This is a genomic window from Rhodobacter aestuarii (assembly GCF_900156655.1).
GTDB lineage: Bacteria > Pseudomonadota > Alphaproteobacteria > Rhodobacterales > Rhodobacteraceae > Rhodobacter > Rhodobacter aestuarii.
In genome coordinates, this window is record NZ_FTOG01000002.1 from 78,406 (window position 1) to 95,660 (window position 17,255).

The following is a 17,255-nucleotide window of genomic DNA, read 5'->3' on the forward strand; positions in this document are numbered from 1 at the left end:
CTCGGAGCCCCTATGTCCCTCTTCATGTTTCTCTTGCGTGATGCAGAGAAGATCATCTGCGCGGTGATCTTCTTGGCCATGACGCTTCTTGGCTTTGCCAATGTGGTGGTGCGCTATGGCACCCATTATTCTTTGGCGGCCACGGAAGAACTGCTGACCAACGGGTTCCTGCTCTTGACCATTTTCGGCGCGGCGATCGCGGCGCGGCGCGGCGAGCATCTGGCGGTGGAACTGGTGAATGACATGCTGCCGCGTGCTCTACAGCGGGTGGTGTTGCTGCTCTCGGTTGCGGCCTCCGTCACGCTTTTGGTGCTGTCAGCCTATTTTTCGTGGGATGCGTTGCAAAACCTTCTGTCGAACGGCATGCGCTCTTATGCGCTTGGTATTCCGGCATGGTATTACCAAGCGGCAGTGCCGTTCGGTTTTGCGCTGATCTTGATCCGCTATCTGCAGCATGCTTGGGAAGAGTGGCGCAAAGGCCATGCGTTTGGGGTGGTTGGCGATGTATGATCTGATCCCCGGCCTCGCCACTGGCACCGAGATGGTGCTGTTGTTCTTCATTTTGCTTGCCCTTCGGGTGCCTGTTGCCTTTTCGCTCGGGCTTTCGGCGATTTACGCGATGTGGCAGATGGGCTTTGGGCTTGATCTGGTGGGCGATCTGATCTCCGCCGGGATCACCAAGTTTTCGCTTTTGGCGATCCCCTTCTTTATTCTCGCCGGTACGCTTTTGGGCACGCTCGGCATTGCCGAGCGGATGATCCGTTTCTTCCGCGTGCTCATCGGCTCGGTGCCGGGGGGCATGGGGCTTGTGGGCACGGTGGTATGCCTGTTTTGGGGTGCGGTAAGCGGCTCTGGCCCCGCCTCGGTGGCAGCCATCGGCCCGATGATCATCAAGGGTATGGAAGAAGACGGCTATCCGCGCGCCTATTCGGCCGGGCTTGTGTGCACCGGGGCCGCGCTCTCGATCGTGATCCCGCCTTCGATTGGCTTGGTGATTTACGGCGTGATCGCGGAAACCTCGATCTCAAGTCTGTTCTTGGCCGCGATCCTCCCCGGCATCTTCATGGGCTTGATGATGCTGCTCACCTTGCCGTTTGCAAAAACCAAAGGCGCTGCGGTTTCGTCCAAACTGCAAGAGCTGAGCCCAATGCCCTATGCAGGGCACGCTTACCCGCGCCGCCTGATGCTCGCTTTCAAAGACAGTTTCTGGGGGCTGATGACCCCGGTGGTCATTTTGGGCGGCATTTATTCGGGCATGTTCACCCCCACCGAAGCGGCGCTGGTCGCCACGGTCTACGCGCTTTTGGTGGGTGGGCTGGCCTATGGCACGCTGACACTGAAAGGCCTCTATGCAGCGCTAACCAATGCCGCCGCCTCCTCGGCCATGGTGATGCTGGTGGTGGCCTATGCAAGCCTGTTTGGCTGGGTCGTCTCTGTCGAGGATCTGGTGGGATCTTATTCCGGCGCGCTGCTCGGGCTTTCCGAGAATGAGGCGGTGATCCTTCTTGTCATCATGGTGATCTTGCTGATCGCCGGGATGTTTATGGATGCGGTCACGGTGATGTTCATCTGCCTGCCGATTTTCCTGCCCGTCGCGCGCGAATTGGAATGGGATTTGGTCTGGTTTGGCGTGCTGATGATGGTGAACCTCGCCATCGGCTTGATTACGCCGCCGGTGGGCATCAACCTCTATGTCGCCGCCAATGTCGCGCGTCTGCCAATTGAACGGATCGCAAAGGGCACCCTGCCCTTCTTGCTGGTGTGCCTGATTGGGCTGGTCGTCATCGCGGCCTTCCCGGCACTTTCGTTGGTGGGCTCTGCGGGGAACTGACCACAGGGACGCGCGGAACTCATATGCGCGCATAAAATGAGGGCCCGAGCAGCAGTGCTCGGGCCCTTCAACAATCAGCTATTGTAATCAGCGTCGGCCACTTTTTCGAGCCAGGTGACCGCGGACCCATCAATGCTTTCTTGGATCGCGATATGGCTCATCGCGGTTTCCGCCGAGGCGCCGTGCCAGTGTTTTTCACCAGCCGGGAACCAGACCACGTCACCGGCCGAGACTTCTTCCACCGGGCCGCCTTCGCGTTGCACGCGGCCACGCCCGAAGGTGATCATGATGGTTTGGCCCGCCGGGTGGGTGTGCCACGCGGTGCGCGCACCGGGTTCAAAGGTGACATGGCTGCCGCTGGTGCGGCCCGGCTCTTCGGCCACAAAGAGCATATCCACGCGGACGGTGCCGGTGAACCAATCTTCGGGGCCTTTCATCGAATGCGTTTCGCCGGAGCGGATGATTTTCATGGGAGGGGTCCTTTCTTCTGCTCTGCGCTTAATTGCGCAGTTTTTCAAAACGGTATGTGAGGGCGGGGCCACCGGGCTGGTCATAGGCAAGCACGGCGGTGACCATGGCAAAGGGTTCCACAAAGCGGGCCGTGCGCAGCCCACCTGCAGGGCAAGGCGCAAAGCCGATGTCGCGTATCAGTCCATGGGCCATCTCTAGCGCGTCGCTGTCATCGCCATAGACCAACAGTTGCGGCGGGTCGTCTTGCCCTTTGCGGGCGAAAACAAGGTCTAGGCTTTCAGAGGGTGAGGTGTTGAAGCAGCCCACCCAGCGCGCTTTCGGGCAGCGCGCCAAAAGCACTTCGGCCCCGGAAGTATCGGGGCCGAGCACAAGGTTGGTATCCGTCTCATCGAGCGGGACGCAGCAGTTTAGCACCACCTTGCCCGCCAGATCGCCCGCTTCGGCGAGCACATCGTCGACTTGGCGCCAATGCACGGAAAGAAGAAGCACCTCAGAGCGCGCCACCACCTCGGCTACCGAGCCACAGGTGCCGCCCGTTTCTTGGGCGAGCGCGTCAAGCTTGCCGGGGGTGCGGGCATAGGCAAAAGCCACCTCATGCGCTGCACGGGCCCAAAGCCGGCCCAGCGTGCCCCCCATCAAACCCGATCCGAGAATGCCGATCTTCATGGCGCGTCTCCGTTACTGCGCGCGGCTTTCAAACACGGATTTCGCCACCGGCAGCGCCGAGAAGACTTTCGGCCAACCCGCATAGAACGCCAGATGCGACAGCATCGCGCCAGCTTCTTCTTGCGTCAAACCATTGTCCATCGCGCGGTTCAGGTGGAAGGTCATTTGCTCGGGCTGGCCAGCGGCAATCAGCGCCGCCACCGTCACCATCGAACGGTCGCGCGGCGCGAGCGCCGGGCGCAGCCAAAGATCGCGGAACAGAATATCGCGCGTGGTGTCCACCACACCGGGCGAGACCGATCCGAAGGTGCTCGACACGAAACTATCGCGGGCGTCTTCGGCGTCTTGATCGAGCGGCAATAGGTCCGCTTCCACCGGCGGCAGCGCATCGGCGGTGATCCCGCGCGCGTCATAAACCGGGGCCAGCGCCTCAGTTGCCGCAATTGCATTGCCCCAGCCGGTGTAGAAAGCCAGATGGGTGATGGTTTCGGAAAGTTCTGCAGGCGTCACACCCGCGTCGAGCGCCAATTCGCCATGCGCGGCAAGGTTGCCCGCTTCATGGCGCGTCATCAGCGCGGCAAAGGTGACGAGTGCGCGGTCACGGGCAGAAAGCTCTTCGCCCGCCCAAACCTCGCCTAGCAGGTTTTCAGTGGCATAGGCTTGCAGCGCAGGGGCCACACGGCCAAGGCTGTCGGGCATGGTGCGTTGCAAAGCTTCGCCCGAAGCGCCAGTGGCAAACAGGGCAATCGCGGATGCGGCGAGGGTGGATTTCATCGGAGCCTCCATCAGGTGGTCGTTACCCAGCGTCATGTGACCTTTTCGGACCCGAAATTAATGGCAAAAATGGTCACGCCACTTATGAGCGACATTCATGGAACTGTTAGGCCTGCGCCACGTTGGGACAATCAGGCGCGTTCGCGCAGAGCGTCCAAGACGGCTGTAAAGGCGGAGGAAGGGCGCTGGCGGCTTGGGTAATAAAGATAAAACCCCGGAAAAGCGGGCGAGTAATCTTCAAGACAGGCCTGCAAGGCGCCACTTTCCAAATGCGCCGCCACCATCCGGTCGGGCAAAAGCGCAAGACCATGCCCATCAAGGGCTGCACGCATCACCGGCGTGACGGTGTTAAAGCAGCATTGGCCCCGCACCTTCACGCGGATTTCATTGCCCTCTTTGTCTTCAAACTCCCACGCATAAAGCGCGCCATGGGTCGAGAGACGCAGATTGATGCATTGATGCTCGGTCAACTCTTGCGGAATTTGCGGCACGCCCGCCGTTTCAAAATAACTCGGTGCGGCCACGCAAAGCATCCGCTCATCCGGGCCAATCCGCGTCGCAATCATCCCCTCGCTCACCGCATCGCCATAACGCACCCCGGCATCGCATTGCGCGGCGGCAAGATCGGTAAAGCCGTAATCCATCACCAATTCGATATTGATGCTTGGATGCTGTTTTAGCAGCGGCGAGAGCTTGGGCCAAAGCACGGTATCAATGGCATAATCGGTCGAGACAATCCGCACCGTACCGGTGGGCTGATCGCGCGCATCTTCCAGCGCCCGAAGCCGCGCCTCAATCGTTTCAAAGCAGGGGTTGAGGGTGGCAAGCAGATCTTCGCCCTCAAGCGTTGGTGCAACCGAACGCGTGGTGCGGGTCAAGAGCCGCAGCCCAAGCCGTGCCTCTAACGCCTTGATCGTATGGCTCAGCGCCGATTGGGACACGTTGAGCCGCGCCGCCGCACGGGTAAAGCTGCGCTCTTCGGCGACTGTGGCCAAGGCTATCAGGTCGTTGATGTTTTCACGCAGCATGGCAGAAATGTCGGTTGGGATGGCAGGCGGCATTGATCGTCCTCAGGATATATGCGCCCTGCTCATGAAGTCCATGGATTGATGGGCGCGCCGGGAACATAGCGCGGCGCTCGCCCCCGTTTAATGGCGCATCCCCGCAGACATTGATGAGGCCCGCTCATGGATGCTTTCGCCTTTGCACCGATTATCTTTCCCGTGTCTTGCACCATTTTGAGCGAGACCGGCGGCGCCCTCGCCGCCTCCATCCCGTTTCCAACGCAAGAGGCAAACCCCACATGTGCCAATCGTGCAATGACAAGATCGAGTTCCTGACCCGCGAGGGCGAAGACCGGCGCAACTTCCTGCGCAATGGTGCTGCACTCGCTGCCGCGCCGCTCGCCGCCACCGCGCTTGCGGGAACCGCGTCGGCGCAAGAAGGCGGCAACGCGCTTGCCGGAACCGCGTCGGCGCAAGAAAGCGGCAACGCGCTTGAGGCTTCGGAAGTGCAAGCTTGGGCCACCAATGACACCTCGGGCAGCTTTGCGCCGCAAACCATCAAGCGCCGCGCCGCTGGGCCGAAAGACGTGGTGATCGAGATCATGTATGCCTCGATCTGCCATTCCGACATCCATACCGCCCACGGTGATTGGGGCATGCCGACCTTCCCGCTGGTGCCGGGCCACGAAATGGTGGGCCGCGTTGTCGGCGTTGGCGCAGAGGTGATCAAATTCCGCGAAGGGGATTACGCGGGCGTTGGCTGCATGGTCGACAGCTGCGGCGAATGCGCGAACTGCTTGGCCGACCGCGAGCAAAACTGCCTCAACGGCACCACCTTCACCTATAACTCGGAAGACAAGGTCTCGGGCGGCGTCACCTATGGTGGCTATTCGAAAAAGATCGTCGTCACCGAAGATTTCGCGCTGCGCATCCCGCCGGGGGTGGACCTTGCCGGGTTCGCGCCGCTTCTGTGCGCGGGCATTACCACTTTCTCGCCGATCAACCACTGGGATCTGAAACCCGGCGAGCGTTTTGGCGTGATCGGCATGGGCGGGCTTGGCCATATGGCGGTGAAACTTGCCGTCGCCAAGGGGGCCGAGGTCGTGGTCTTCACCACCACCGAAGATAAGATCGCCGATGCCCTCGCCTTTGGCGCGAAAGAGGCTTACCTCTGGACCGACGAAGAGGCGATGAAAAAGAACATGGGCAGCTTCGATCTGATGGTCTCGACGGTGCCGGTGGCCTATCCGATGCAGCAATTCATGAACCTGCTCAAGCTCGACAAGACGCTCGTCAACGTTGGCGCGCTGTTCCCGATTGAAGGCGCGCAGGGCATGTTGATGGGCTTTGGCCGCCAAAGCCTTGCCGGATCGATGATCGGTGGCATTGCCGAAACCCAAGCCGTGATCGACTTTGCTGCCCATCACGGCATTGCGGCGGATTACGAACTGATCTCGCCCGACCAGATCGGCGAGGCGTTCAAGAAAGTCGTCAACAAAGAAGCCCGCTATCGCTATGTGATCGATATGACGAAGGCCTGATGGCCCTGCCGGGGTGGGGCCGCCTGCCTCGGCTTTCAACACCAAGAAAGGAGCCGCCATGTATCGCCGCGCGTTTCTCTGCCTGACGCTTTTGGCGTTTGGTTGGGCCGGGCCGATGCAGGCCGAGCCCTCTGCCGCGAAGGATACCACTGCTATGACCAAAATCCGCGTGATCTTGCCCGATGCCACGCTCACCGCGACGCTGGACAACAGCGCCGCAGGCCGCAGTTTCGCGGCACTTTTGCCGATGGATCTGACCTTGAACGATTACCACGGGATCGAAAAAATCTCGGACCTGCCGGGCAAGCTCGATACGACCGGCGCACCGCGCGCCTACAAGCCCGAAACCGGCGACATCACGCTTTATGCGCCTTGGGGCAATCTCGCGATCTTCATCAAACCGTTTTCGAGCGCGGCAGGGCTGGTGCGGCTTGGCACCTTTGATGGCGCGATTGCGCCTTTGCAAAAATCTGGCGCGCTCTCGGCCCGGTTTGAACTGGCCGAGTAAACGCACCTATATGGCATGAAAAACCGGGGCCGCCGCTGGGCAGCCCCGGTTTTTGTTTCATTGCGCTTACTCGGTATATTCAGCGTCGGTCACATGCTCGCCCCAGGTCACGGCAGAACCATCGACCGTTTGCTGAATGGCCAGATGGGTCATGGAGGTGGTCGCGGTCGCACCGTGCCAATGCTCCACCCCCGGCGGGCACCACACCACATCGCCCGCTTGGATCAGTTGCTTCTCCTGCCCGCGCTCTTGCACCCAACCGCTGCCCGCCGTCACAATCAGCTTTTGGCCTGCCGGATGGGTATGCCACGCGGCGCGCGCACCGGGCAGGAAGGTCACCTCCCCCGCGCTAACGTCGCCCATATCGGGGCCAAAGACCGGCGCGACCAAAGCCGTCCCGGTGAAAAACTCCGGCGCGCCAAGCTGCGCCGCGCGGCTTTCTGCCGGGGTTACGGTCATGTCTTGTGCCAATGCAGCCGGAGCCGCAAGCAGCAGGGCGAAGGTCGCGAGGTGAAGTTTCATCTGGTGATCTCCCTTAAACGTCAAACGGCACTTCGGCCGACAACCGGGGGGCGCCCGCTTGCGGAAGATCAGCTAGCCCATGGGCAGGCGGAGAAAATGCGCCGATCCGGGAGGCATTCATGAGCCCATTTCACGAAACCAACCCGCGCTTGCTGCGTTGCGGGCTGCTATCGCGCACTAAAAAAGGGGGGCGTATGGGCCACACCCCCCTTTGCAGGCCCCGCGAGGCAAAGCCGGGCCTGTTACCAGGGCAGAGCACCCTGATCGTTGAAGAAGCCGCCGGTCGGGCCGTCGTCTTCCAAAAGCGCCATCTGCAAGATCACCACGGCGGCTTGGTCCACGGTGCGATCGGGCATGAAATTCGTCGCGGCGGTAGCGGTGTAGCCGGGGCAAATCGCGTTCACTTTGAAACCTTTGTCGACCAGCGCTTTCGCATAGCCAACGGTCAGCGCGTTGACCGCCGCTTTCGAGGCCGCATAGGTCGGCATGATCTTGTCATGGTGGTCCCAGCTCGGATCATGGCGCAGCCCAAAGGAGGCCAGTTCCGACGACACATTGACGATCCGCGGCGCGGCGCTTTTTTCCAACAGCGGCAGCATCGCTTCGGTCAGGCGCAGCCCGCCCACCACGTTGATCGCGAGCGTCTGTTCCATCTTTTCAACCGCGCTCATGCCGGGAACGTAATCAAGCCCCACACCGGCGTTATTGATCAAAATATCAATATGGCCGTAATCGGCTTCCAGCTTTTCGGTCAGCGCGGCAACGCTCAGCGCATCGGTGACATCGAGCTGCACCGGGGTGACCGAGCCGCCCTCGGCACACAACGGCGCGGCGACCTCTTCGCCCGCTTTCAAATCGCGGCAGCCCAAGAGCACATGCACGCCCGCGCGCGAAAGCCCCGCCACAACCGCCGCCCCAATGCCACGGTTGGCGCCGCTGATAAGCGCAATCTTTTGGTCTTTGTCTGACATTACCCTGTCTGCTCCGTGTCTTGCGCGACGCGGGAGCAGTTTGCCCCGGCCCGCCAAAGTCCACCCCGGCAGTCCTCTGTCGGGGGGCTTGCACCCACAAGCCGACACATCGTATAAAACCTCAAGTTAGGTTGAGGTCAAGCGAGGAATGCGATGACAGCAGCGACAAATGCGCCCAATGCGAAACCAGCCCGCGCGCCAGCGGCGGTGCTGACTGTGGGCCAAGTGGCCGAGCGGGCGGGCGTTGCCATCTCGACGCTGCATTTCTACGAAAAGAAGGGGCTGATCGCGGCCCTGCGCAGTTCGGGCAACCAGCGCCGCTATGCGCGCGATGTGTTGCGCCGAATCGCGATCATTCGCGTCGCGCAAGATTTGGGGTTTTCGCTTTCTGACATTGCCGCCCTGTTGCGCCCTTTCCCGCCAGATAAAACGCCCGATGTGCATGAGGTGCGCGAGATGGTGGCCGGATGGAAGGCGGCCATTCAAGCCCGGATCGAAGGGCTGACCGAATTACGCGACACCCTCGATGGCTGCATTGGCTGTGGCTGTTTGTCGAAAGAAATCTGCCCCTTACGCAACCCAGACGACAGCTTGGCCAGCGAAGGCAAAGGCGCGGTCCTGCTTACCGCTGGGCGACGCAGCCCAGGCATTGATGAATCTCAGTCATGAGTTCATGCCAGTGTAGCGAGATTATCCTGTCCCATACGCTGCACTATATCCGCTTCACAAGGACGCAGCCGCGTTCAACCGGATAGGGCCGCTCAGGCCGAAACTACAGGAGATGAGACGATGCTCAAAGACACCATGACCCTGCCGAATGGCGTTGCGATCCCCAAGCTCGCTCTGGGCACCTGGATGATTGAGGACGACAAAGCCGCCGAAGCGGTGAAAGCCGCCATCGAAATCGGCTATCGCCACATCGACACCGCGCAAGCCTATGCCAACGAGCGTGGTGTGGGCGAAGGCGTGCGCACCTGCGGCGTGCCCCGTGAAGAGATTTTCGTGCAAACCAAACTCGCTGCTGAAATCAAAGACTACGAAGGCGCCAAAGCCGCGATCCAAGGCTCGCTCGACACGCTCGGCCTTGAATATATCGACCTGATGATCATTCACAGCCCGCAGCCGTGGGGCGAATGGGCGGTGGAAGACCGCTTCTTTGAAGGCAACCTTGCGGCATGGAAAGCGCTGGAAGAGGCGCTCGCCGCTGGCAAACTCCGCGCCATCGGTGTGTCGAACTTCCAAAAACAAGACCTCGACAACCTGCTGCAAAACGCCACCGTCAAACCGATGATTAACCAAGTGCTGGCCCATGTCGGCAACACGCCGTTTGAGCTGATCGACTATGCCCACGCCAATGGCATGCTCGTTGAGGCCTATTCGCCGATCGCGCACGGCAAAATCCTCGACAACCCGGAAATTGGCGCGATTGCCGAGAAATACGGCGTGACGATCCCGCAGCTGTGCATCCGTTACATCTTGCAACTGGATTGCCTTGCCCTGCCGAAAACCGCCAACCCGGCGCATATGAAATCGAACGCCGAAGTCGACTTCGAAATCTCGGCCGAAGATATGGACGCGTTGAAAGCGATCAACGCGAAAGACTACGGGGACGCCAGCGTCTTCCCGGTGTACAGCGGCAAAGCCTAAGGCCCAGCCTTACCACACGCGAACAACAGAAACGCCCGGAGAGTTCTCCGGGCGTTTTCTTTGGGGGAAGCTAACCGTTTCAGAGCAATGAACGGGCTCCCCCCCCATTCGGGGCTGACCTTGCTTCACGCGCGCCTCAACCCCACTCCTCCACAAACTCGCGCCACTCGCCTTTGCTCATGCCAGAGGTCTCTTGCGTCACCGCCTCGCCTGCCAAGCGGCGCTTGAGCACCTCTTTCGCCTTCGACGACACGCTCACCGCGCCAAGGCGGTAGTCTTCAAACGCCTCATAGGCTTGCGGCACCCAGTCTTTGACGATGTCGCACATGGTCTGGGCATAGACGCGGATTTCGTATTGGGCATGCACATCGGCGCGCAGGCGCAAGAAGTGGAACAGATTGTGCAGGTCGATCTTCCAATACCACTGGGTGTAGATATTGGCGGGCAAGTTCATCCGCGCCAGTTCGCGCGCAAGGCCCAGTTTGCCCGCGTCTTCATCGGGCGTCAGCATGTCTTCGTAATGGTCATAGGCGCGCATCGCATCTTCGCGCAGAAGGTCAAGCACGCGCGCCGCCTCGGCGCCCTCCAGCACCTGCCCGCGGCCCTGATTGTTCACCACCGATTGTGCCGCCAGTTGATCGGGCGCGGGAATGTAGAATTCGCGATCCAAGATCGAATAGCGCGCGGAATATTCGTTCACATTGGCGGTGCGGTGGCGGATCCATTGCCGCGCCACGAAGACCGGGAGTTTGACGTGGAATTTGACCTCGCACATTTCAAACGGCGTCGAGTGCCAGTGGCGCATCAGGTAACGGATCAGGCCCCGGTCATCGGACACCGCCTTGGTGCCCTTGCCATAGCTGACGCGGGCGGCCTGACAGATCGCGGCATCATCGCCCATATAGTCGATCACCCGCACCAGCCCGTGGTCGAGCACAGGATGCGCGGTGTAAAGCCGCCCCTCCATTCCCGCGGAGGTGGCGCGCAAGGTCGGCGTGGTGGTGGCACGTTGCGCGTCGATCTCGGCAAGCTGTTCGGGGGTAAGCGACATGGGGGCCTCCAGGGGTAAGAATCGGGCAGACTATATCTACCCAAAGCGCTTCACGGAACCGCGAGATGATGTGAGACGCAAAGGAGAGTGTCGCAGATGGGGCACGACGCCTCAGACAAGCTAATCAAAAGTTTATGCAAATTGACTTTTCTACCTATTTTCGGCACGCTTTGCGCAAAAGAGCAGTCAACGAAAGACATAACAATGATCAGACGGGTTATTCCGTTTGCAGTGCTTTTGGGCATTGCGTCTTGCAGTGGTGCGGCCGTGAACGGCCCTGCCGGGGGCTCAGGCACTGAAACCGGAACGGATGATGGTACGACGGAAACCTCCACCATCCCCGATACGCTGGCCGTAAACCTGAAATCCGTTAGCTTCGATGGCACCAATCTGCAGGTGACAATCGACTCGCTCGATTCGACCCCGGTTTCCGTGACCTATCTGCGCGATAGCCGCTTGGATTTGTCGGGCTATACTGCTTTCCGGATGCAAGAAGACGCGCTGGATCGGCTGTTCGTCGCGTTGGGGGCTGTGTCGACCGATGGGTCGGTGCAAGCTGTGACCGTTGGCGATGGCGGCCAGTTCAACACCTATTTCGCGGGTGGCGCCTATGACCGCTCGGGCACTTTTGATCGCCCCACGGGCGATGGAACGGCGGGCTCCGGGCAGGTGTCTTACGCGGGCAGCTATGTTGCGGTGACCAATATGGGCGCGCCGCGTGATGGCGGGGCCGATGATGTTGCCTTGCCGATCACCGCTGGCACTGACACCTCCCTCACGCCGCGCCAGCCGGTACGGGTGCAAGGGGATATCTTCCTCAATGCGAACTTCTCGGACAATTCGATCAACGGCGCGATCTACAACCGTCAATTGGTAGATACGAATTACGCGCTGGTGGATGTTATTTTGGTACCCGGGACGATCAATGACGACGGCACCTTCGAGGGCGTGGCCGAGTATGATACCCGCGCGCCCATAGGCACCTATGGCGGGATTTTTGGTGGGACCGACGCGCATTCGGTCGCCGGGCTCGTGCATCTGACCGAATTTGACACCACCATCGACAATGAGCAGGAACATGGTGTCTTCGTGCTGACCCAATGCGGCCCAGACAATACTCTGCCGGTTTGCACCAATGTGGCGAGCCCCTGACCGCGCGCTGCGGCTTGGGCTGACCGTTGCCACCCTATGCCTTGCCGCAGGCGGGGGGGCGACGCCTCCCGCCTTGGCTGAGGCGCCACCTCCCCAATCTTCGCGAAGCGAAACCATTTCGCTCGCCGATGCAAGCACAGAGCAAATCGCGGTTGCGGCAACGCAGGCACTCGCGGCGCAGCAAACCGACCTTGCGGTTATGCTGGCCGAGGTGCTGTTGCAGCGTGATCCAAAGAACCCGCTTGGTCATTACATCTTCGCGCGAGCGTCTTTGCTCGTGCGCGATACGGCCACGGCACGAGAAGCGGCACGGCGCAGCTTTTTCACTGCGCAAACGCCCGTGCAGCATTACGAGGCGGCGCGTCTGGCAGGGCAAGTCGCTGTGGCGGATCAGCGGCTTGGTGCTGCACAGTTTTGGGCACGCCAAACGATCCAATTTGCCCCCGATCCACGCGCCCGCGCGGTCGGAATCTCCGATTTCCGTCGGCTGCGTGCGGCCTCCCCCACGGCCTTCCGGTTCAAGCTGGGCATACGGCCCTCAAACAATGTCAATGGCGGCGCGGAAGAACGCACCAACGTGATCGACGGCTTCGACGCGGTAGGCTGGCTGAGTGATGATGCCATGGCACTGCCGGGCGTTGTAGGCACCCTAGATGCCGAGGTCAGCCGCCGGATTGCACACACCCCCGAAAGCGAAACCCGGCTTGGGTTCAGCCTTTATGCGCGCGCGGTCGATTTTGAAGGCCGTCCAATGATGGTCCCGGCCTATACGCCGGGGGATCCGGCCCCTGATCCTGTTGAAATCCGCAATTCGGATTATTCCTCGACCTCGCTTGGCACACATCTGGAACATAGCCGCAGCTTCGGGACCACATTCGGGCTGCAAGCACGGCTGGAAACGGGCCGGAACTGGCAAGCCGGGCAACAAGCCTATGACTGGATCGGCGCAGAGGTTCAGGGCACGAAGATATTAACGGGGGGCAATCGGCTCAGCTTCGCACTCGCGCAGGAAGAGCGGAACTGGCAAGGCTCACCCCGCAATGACACGCGCCGTGCGCTTAGCCTAGGGCTGTCGGGGCGCCGTACAGCGGACCATCTCCCCGGCGATTGGCGCATTGGGGTGAGCGCAAGCCAACTTGAGAGCAATTTCACTCAAGCACGCGACTGGACGCTAACCGGAAGCGCAGGCTTCACACCGAAGGCGCAGCTAGGCCCATTGGCTATGACCTTTTCGGCGGGGTTTTCGACCAGCGTTTATCCCGATTACACCGTGATCGGCTTTCACCCCGATGGCGGACGGCAAGACGAAACGGCCTTTGCCGAAATCGGAATATGGGCTCCGAAAGTCGGCGTTGCCGCCTTTACCCCAGAGATGCGGCTGCAAGCGGTGCAGGTGGAAAGCAATATCTCGCGTTTCACCCGGTCGGAGCTTTCGATGACATTGGGCTGGCGGTCGTCTTTCTAAGCGCATGTGGTTCGCCCTTGCCCCCGCCGGTGAGGGCGCTACCATCCCGCCCGAAAGGAGATTTCCATGCAAATCCGCTATCTTCACACCATGCTCCGGGTCGCCGACCTCGACCGCACGATCGCCTTTTTCGCGTTGCTGGGCCTCAAAGAAACCCGCCGCACTGAAAGCGAAGCGGGCCGGTTCACTTTGGTGTTCCTGGCCCCGCCCGGTCAGGAAGATTGCCCGGTGGAGCTGACCTATAATTGGGATGGCGACGAAGGTCTGCCCTCTGACAGCCGCCATTTCGGGCACCTTGCTTATGAGGTCGAAGATATCTACGCCATGTGCGCGCATCTGCAGGCCAATGGCGTGGAGATCAACCGCCCGCCGCGCGATGGCCGCATGGCCTTTGTGCGCAGCCCCGACAATGCCTCGACCGAGCTTTTGCAAATGGGCGAAGCACTTGCACCCGCCGAGCCGTGGCTGTCCATGCCCAATACCGGGCATTGGTGAGCGGCATGGGCAAGCCTTAGCGCTTGAACTTATCGGCCAGCTTTTCGAGCGCCGAGCGGGTATCTTCCGGCTCGGCGTTTTCTTTGGGCACGGGCTTCGGTTCGGGCTTGGCGCGCGGACCAGCGGGTTTCACAGCTTCGGGCTTGGTGCCCGTTGAGGCGCGCGGCGGCGCGGTGCACAGGGCCACAGCATTGAGGAATTTGCTCCCCTCCCCCGCCGCCAAAGCGGGCGCGCCGTCAGAAATCCCGCGCAAAAGGTCATCCAGCCAGTCAGCCTCGGCTTTCGCAAAATCGGCCAACACATAATTCGCAACCCGGTTTTTATCGCCCGGATGGCCGATGCCCAGCCGCACGCGCGCATAGGCCTCGCCCATATGCTGGTGAATCGAGCGCAGCCCATTGTGCCCCGCATGGCCGCCGCCTTGTTTCAGGCGGCACTTACCGGGCGCAAGATCCAGCTCGTCATGAAACACGGTGATCTCTTCGACAGGGATTTTGTAAAAATCCGCCGCCGCGCGCACCGATTGGCCAGATAGGTTCATAAAAGTCTCGGGCTTGAGCAAAAGCACCCGCGCCGCGCCAAAGCGCCCCTCGCTCACCTGCCCCTGATACCCCTTGCGCCACGGTGCAAAGCCATGATCGGCGGCAATCCGATCTACCGCCATGAAGCCGATATTGTGCCGATTTGCGGCATATTTCGCGCCGGGATTGCCCAGCCCAACCCAAAGCTGCATCGTGCTTCTCCTTTGGCGGTGGTTCTAACGGGCGGGACTGCGGGGGGCCAGCCCCTGTGTCGACGTCTCGCCTTGGATATTTGCACAAAGCCGAAGAGATCAGGCCGATGAGCGCGCGAAACGACGCCGCCAATCCGAGGGCGCAAGACCATAGCGGGCATGAAACGGGCGGCGCAACGCGGCGGCGGAGGCGAAGCCCGCAATATGGGCAATCGCTTCCAAATCGGCACGGCTCGTTTCCAACAATTCCGCCGCGCGGGCCAGTCGCGCCTCGGTCAAATAGCGCGCAGGCGTGGTGCCCGTAGCCTCATGGAAGCGGCGCAGAAAGGTGCGCTCTGACAACCCCGCCTTGGCGGCGAGTTGCGCCGCGGTGGGGGTCTCTTGCAGGTTGTCGCGCAGGCTGGAAAGGATCGGCGAAAGCCTATGCGCCTCATGATCGCGCGGCACCGGGCGCAGCAAGAACTGCGCCTGCCCGCCATCGCGGCTTGCGGGCATCACCAAGCGCCGCGCGACAAGGTTTGCCGCCTCGGCCCCGAAATCGCGCCGGATGATATGCAGCCCCAAATCCATCCCCGCCGCGGACCCTGCCGAGGTGAGGATATCCCCCTCGTCAATGAACAAAACATCGGGGTCGGCCTGCACTTTTGGGAACCGATCTGCCAAAGCGGCCCCATAGCGCCAATGCGTGGTGGCGCGGCGGCCATCCAAAAGCCCTGTTGCCGCCAGCACAAAAGCCCCCGAGCAGATCGAGGCGAGCCGCGCGCCTTTGGCATGAGCATTTTGCAATGCCGTGATGAGGCCCGCCGGCACCGGCACATCCAGCCCTTTCCAACCGGGCACAACGATCAACCCAGCCTCTTCCAGCAACTCCAACCCGCCATCGCAAGAAAAGGTCAGCCCCCCATGCGCGCGCAAGGGGCCGGGCTCAATGGCGGCGGTTGCAAATGCATACCAATTTGGCCCCATCTCGGGCCGCGCCAGTCCGAAAATCTCTGCCACAATGCCAAATTCGAAGATGCACAGCCCATCATAGGCCAACGCCACGACCCGGTTGTTTGGGATCGGCGGCAGATTGAGATTTGGCAGATTTTGCACGATCGTTGTCATACCGCCACCTTACGCAGAGGCCGCGCCGCTGGCAATCTCAATTCCAGACAGCCAAGGAGAGCCCCATGAACCCCGTTCTTGCCCGCCCCGCCCCCGCGCCCGAAAGCCTGATTGCCGCGCTCGAAGCCCAATGTGCGCTCCATACCGATTGTTCGGACGTGCATGCCACCTTCAAAGCGGGGGGCGATCCGGGCTTTGTGCTGCTGCATACCATGGGCACGCCCGAAACCTTCGCCCGCCGCCATGTGCCGAACGCGCATTACCTGCCGCATCGCCAGATCACGGCAGAGCGGATGGCGGAATGGGCGGAAGACACGCTGTTTGTCGTCTATTGCTCTGGCCCGCATTGCAACGCCGCCGAGCAAGCGGCTTTGGCGCTCGCCCGCCTTGGGCGGCCCGTCAAAATCATGCTCGGTGGGCTGATGGGCTGGGAATATGAGGGCTATGCCTTCGCCGCTGGCGCCTAAGCCGCCCCTCAACCGTGCCACACAAACAAAAACGCCGGGCCAAGGCCCGGCGTTCTGCATTCCCTAGGCGGGAAATTACTCTTCGGATTCTTCGTTATCCGAGGAAACGAGGCCCGACGGCGCCGTGATGTTGGCAACCACGAAGTTGCGTTCGATCGTCGGCTTGCAGCCTTCCGGCAGCGGGATGTCGTTGATGTGGATAACTTCGCCGATTTGACGGCCGGTCAGGTCCACGGTGATGTGATCCGGGATATCGCCGGCCATCACTTCAAGCTCCACCTCGGGGCGCACGATCGTCAGCGTGCCGCCACGCTTCAGGCCGGGGCTCGCTTCGGCGTTGTCGAAGTTCACGTGGATGAACAGGTTGATGCGCGAGGCACGGTGGGTGCGCATGAAGTCGATGTGGGTCGGCAGATCCTTCACCACGTCTTTTTGCACGCCACGGCAGATCACGCGCACATCTTCTTGGCCGTCGATGTGCAGGTTGAACAGCGTCGACAGGAAGCGGCCCTTGCGCAGGCGGGTGAGCAGCTTGTTGTAGTCGAGGTTGATCGCGAGCGGTTCCTTGCCATCGCCATAGACGATGCCGGGCACCTTGCCCTCACGACGTGCTGCGCGAGCGGCCCCCTTGCCCGTCCCCGTGCGCACCTCGGCTTCAAGAGTTTCGATCTCTTTGGCCATTTGGTATCTCCAATATGAAAAAGGGCCCCCTCCAAGGGTGTGGGCCCGTTGAGGGCTCGCGCATACAGCGCCTACCCCTTTTTGGCAAGGCAGAATCGGGGGCCAAATCGGGGCGCGGGTCATGGTGGCAGCAAGCTGCGCCGAAATCACCCAGCCAAGGGGCATATCA

Annotated in this window: 20 protein-coding genes; 10 read left to right on the plus strand and 10 right to left on the minus strand. The window is 61.2% G+C overall.

From position 1 onward, the window contains the following. Positions 1-12 precede the first annotated feature (12 nt). Together BW967_RS03580 and BW967_RS03585 are read left to right on the plus strand one after the other, a co-directional pair. Positions 13-510 (plus strand): TRAP transporter small permease, encoded by a 498-nt coding sequence (locus BW967_RS03580; RefSeq protein WP_212710118.1) that lies wholly within the window; start codon positions 13-15, stop codon positions 508-510. Beyond that, positions 482-1,831 carry a TRAP transporter large permease gene (locus tag BW967_RS03585; RefSeq protein ID WP_245826420.1) on the plus strand — a complete coding sequence of 450 codons (1,350 nt, stop codon included), beginning with the start codon at positions 482-484 and terminating at the stop codon, positions 1,829-1,831. Before BW967_RS03580 ends, BW967_RS03585 begins: the two co-directional genes overlap by 29 nt. 74 nt (positions 1,832-1,905) lie before the next feature. Here the strand turns inward: BW967_RS03585 and BW967_RS03590 are convergent, their stop codons facing one another. From BW967_RS03590 to BW967_RS03605, 4 genes are all read right to left on the minus strand, one after another. After that, a complete protein-coding gene (locus BW967_RS03590) occupies positions 1,906-2,301 on the minus strand; it encodes a (R)-mandelonitrile lyase (RefSeq protein ID WP_076483692.1) in 396 nt (131 codons plus the stop codon). Between the two features lie 28 nt (positions 2,302-2,329). Then, entirely contained in the window at positions 2,330-2,968 is a 639-nt protein-coding gene (locus BW967_RS03595) for an NADPH-dependent F420 reductase (protein ID WP_076483693.1), read from the minus strand. Between the two features lie 12 nt (positions 2,969-2,980). Next, positions 2,981-3,778: a carboxymuconolactone decarboxylase family protein gene (locus BW967_RS03600; protein ID WP_245826421.1), complete on the minus strand. Its 798-nt coding sequence runs from the start codon at positions 3,776-3,778 to the stop codon at positions 2,981-2,983. A 95-nt stretch (positions 3,779-3,873) separates the two neighbouring features. Then, positions 3,874-4,803, minus strand: coding sequence for a LysR family transcriptional regulator (locus BW967_RS03605; protein WP_245826422.1), 930 nt, complete (start codon positions 4,801-4,803; stop codon positions 3,874-3,876). Between the two features lie 242 nt (positions 4,804-5,045). On the opposite strand from BW967_RS03605, the gene BW967_RS03610 reads away from it, so the two are divergent. Beyond that, positions 5,046-6,287: an NAD(P)-dependent alcohol dehydrogenase gene (locus tag BW967_RS03610; RefSeq protein WP_083951910.1), complete on the plus strand. Its 1,242-nt coding sequence runs from the start codon at positions 5,046-5,048 to the stop codon at positions 6,285-6,287. A 58-nt stretch (positions 6,288-6,345) separates the two neighbouring features. Next, positions 6,346-6,795: a cyclophilin-like fold protein gene (locus BW967_RS03615; RefSeq protein WP_245826423.1), complete on the plus strand. Its 450-nt coding sequence runs from the start codon at positions 6,346-6,348 to the stop codon at positions 6,793-6,795. 66 nt (positions 6,796-6,861) lie between these two features. On the opposite strand, the gene BW967_RS03620 is transcribed toward BW967_RS03615, so the two are convergent. Both BW967_RS03620 and BW967_RS03625 read right to left on the minus strand, forming a co-directional pair. After that, a complete protein-coding gene (locus tag BW967_RS03620) occupies positions 6,862-7,317 on the minus strand; it encodes a (R)-mandelonitrile lyase (protein WP_076483694.1) in 456 nt (151 codons plus the stop codon). A gap of 242 nt (positions 7,318-7,559) precedes the next feature. Further along, positions 7,560-8,288: an SDR family NAD(P)-dependent oxidoreductase gene (locus BW967_RS03625; RefSeq protein WP_076483695.1), complete on the minus strand. Its 729-nt coding sequence runs from the start codon at positions 8,286-8,288 to the stop codon at positions 7,560-7,562. Between the two features lie 153 nt (positions 8,289-8,441). Here BW967_RS03625 and soxR point away from each other — a divergent pair, with 153 nt between their 5' ends. Together soxR and BW967_RS03635 are read left to right on the plus strand one after the other, a co-directional pair. Next, a complete protein-coding gene (gene soxR, locus BW967_RS03630) occupies positions 8,442-8,957 on the plus strand; it encodes a redox-sensitive transcriptional activator SoxR (protein ID WP_076483696.1) in 516 nt (171 codons plus the stop codon). Positions 8,958-9,077: 120 nt separating this feature from the next. Next, positions 9,078-9,935, plus strand: coding sequence for an aldo/keto reductase (locus tag BW967_RS03635; RefSeq protein ID WP_076483697.1), 858 nt, complete (start codon positions 9,078-9,080; stop codon positions 9,933-9,935). Between the two features lie 136 nt (positions 9,936-10,071). Here the strand turns inward: BW967_RS03635 and thyX are convergent, their stop codons facing one another. After that, entirely contained in the window at positions 10,072-10,986 is a 915-nt protein-coding gene (gene thyX / locus BW967_RS03640) for an FAD-dependent thymidylate synthase (RefSeq protein WP_076483698.1), read from the minus strand. Positions 10,987-11,190: 204 nt separating this feature from the next. Between thyX and BW967_RS03645 the strand changes: the two genes are divergently transcribed. From BW967_RS03645 to BW967_RS03655, 3 genes are all read left to right on the plus strand, one after another. Further along, entirely contained in the window at positions 11,191-12,138 is a 948-nt protein-coding gene (locus BW967_RS03645; RefSeq protein ID WP_076483699.1) for a hypothetical protein, read from the plus strand. Beyond that, positions 12,122-13,603: a hypothetical protein gene (locus BW967_RS03650; RefSeq protein WP_076483700.1), complete on the plus strand. Its 1,482-nt coding sequence runs from the start codon at positions 12,122-12,124 to the stop codon at positions 13,601-13,603. The genes BW967_RS03645 and BW967_RS03650 overlap by 17 nt, the downstream gene beginning before the upstream one ends. A gap of 66 nt (positions 13,604-13,669) precedes the next feature. After that, the gene (locus BW967_RS03655) at positions 13,670-14,098 is read left to right on the plus strand and encodes a VOC family protein (protein WP_076483701.1); all 429 of its coding nucleotides are present in this window, start codon (positions 13,670-13,672) and stop codon (positions 14,096-14,098) included. 16 nt (positions 14,099-14,114) lie between these two features. On the opposite strand, the gene pth is transcribed toward BW967_RS03655, so the two are convergent. Next, positions 14,115-14,831 carry an aminoacyl-tRNA hydrolase gene (gene pth, locus BW967_RS03660; protein ID WP_076483702.1) on the minus strand — a complete coding sequence of 239 codons (717 nt, stop codon included), beginning with the start codon at positions 14,829-14,831 and terminating at the stop codon, positions 14,115-14,117. A 99-nt stretch (positions 14,832-14,930) separates the two neighbouring features. Beyond that, entirely contained in the window at positions 14,931-15,938 is a 1,008-nt protein-coding gene (gene ftrA / locus BW967_RS03665) for a transcriptional regulator FtrA (protein ID WP_076483703.1), read from the minus strand. 65 nt (positions 15,939-16,003) lie between these two features. Between ftrA and BW967_RS03670 the strand changes: the two genes are divergently transcribed. Beyond that, positions 16,004-16,405, plus strand: coding sequence for a rhodanese-like domain-containing protein (locus BW967_RS03670; protein ID WP_076483704.1), 402 nt, complete (start codon positions 16,004-16,006; stop codon positions 16,403-16,405). A gap of 75 nt (positions 16,406-16,480) precedes the next feature. Here BW967_RS03670 and BW967_RS03675 read toward each other — a convergent pair whose 3' ends face one another. Further along, entirely contained in the window at positions 16,481-17,086 is a 606-nt protein-coding gene (locus tag BW967_RS03675) for a 50S ribosomal protein L25/general stress protein Ctc (RefSeq protein ID WP_076483705.1), read from the minus strand. Between the last annotated feature and the right edge of the window lie 169 nt (positions 17,087-17,255).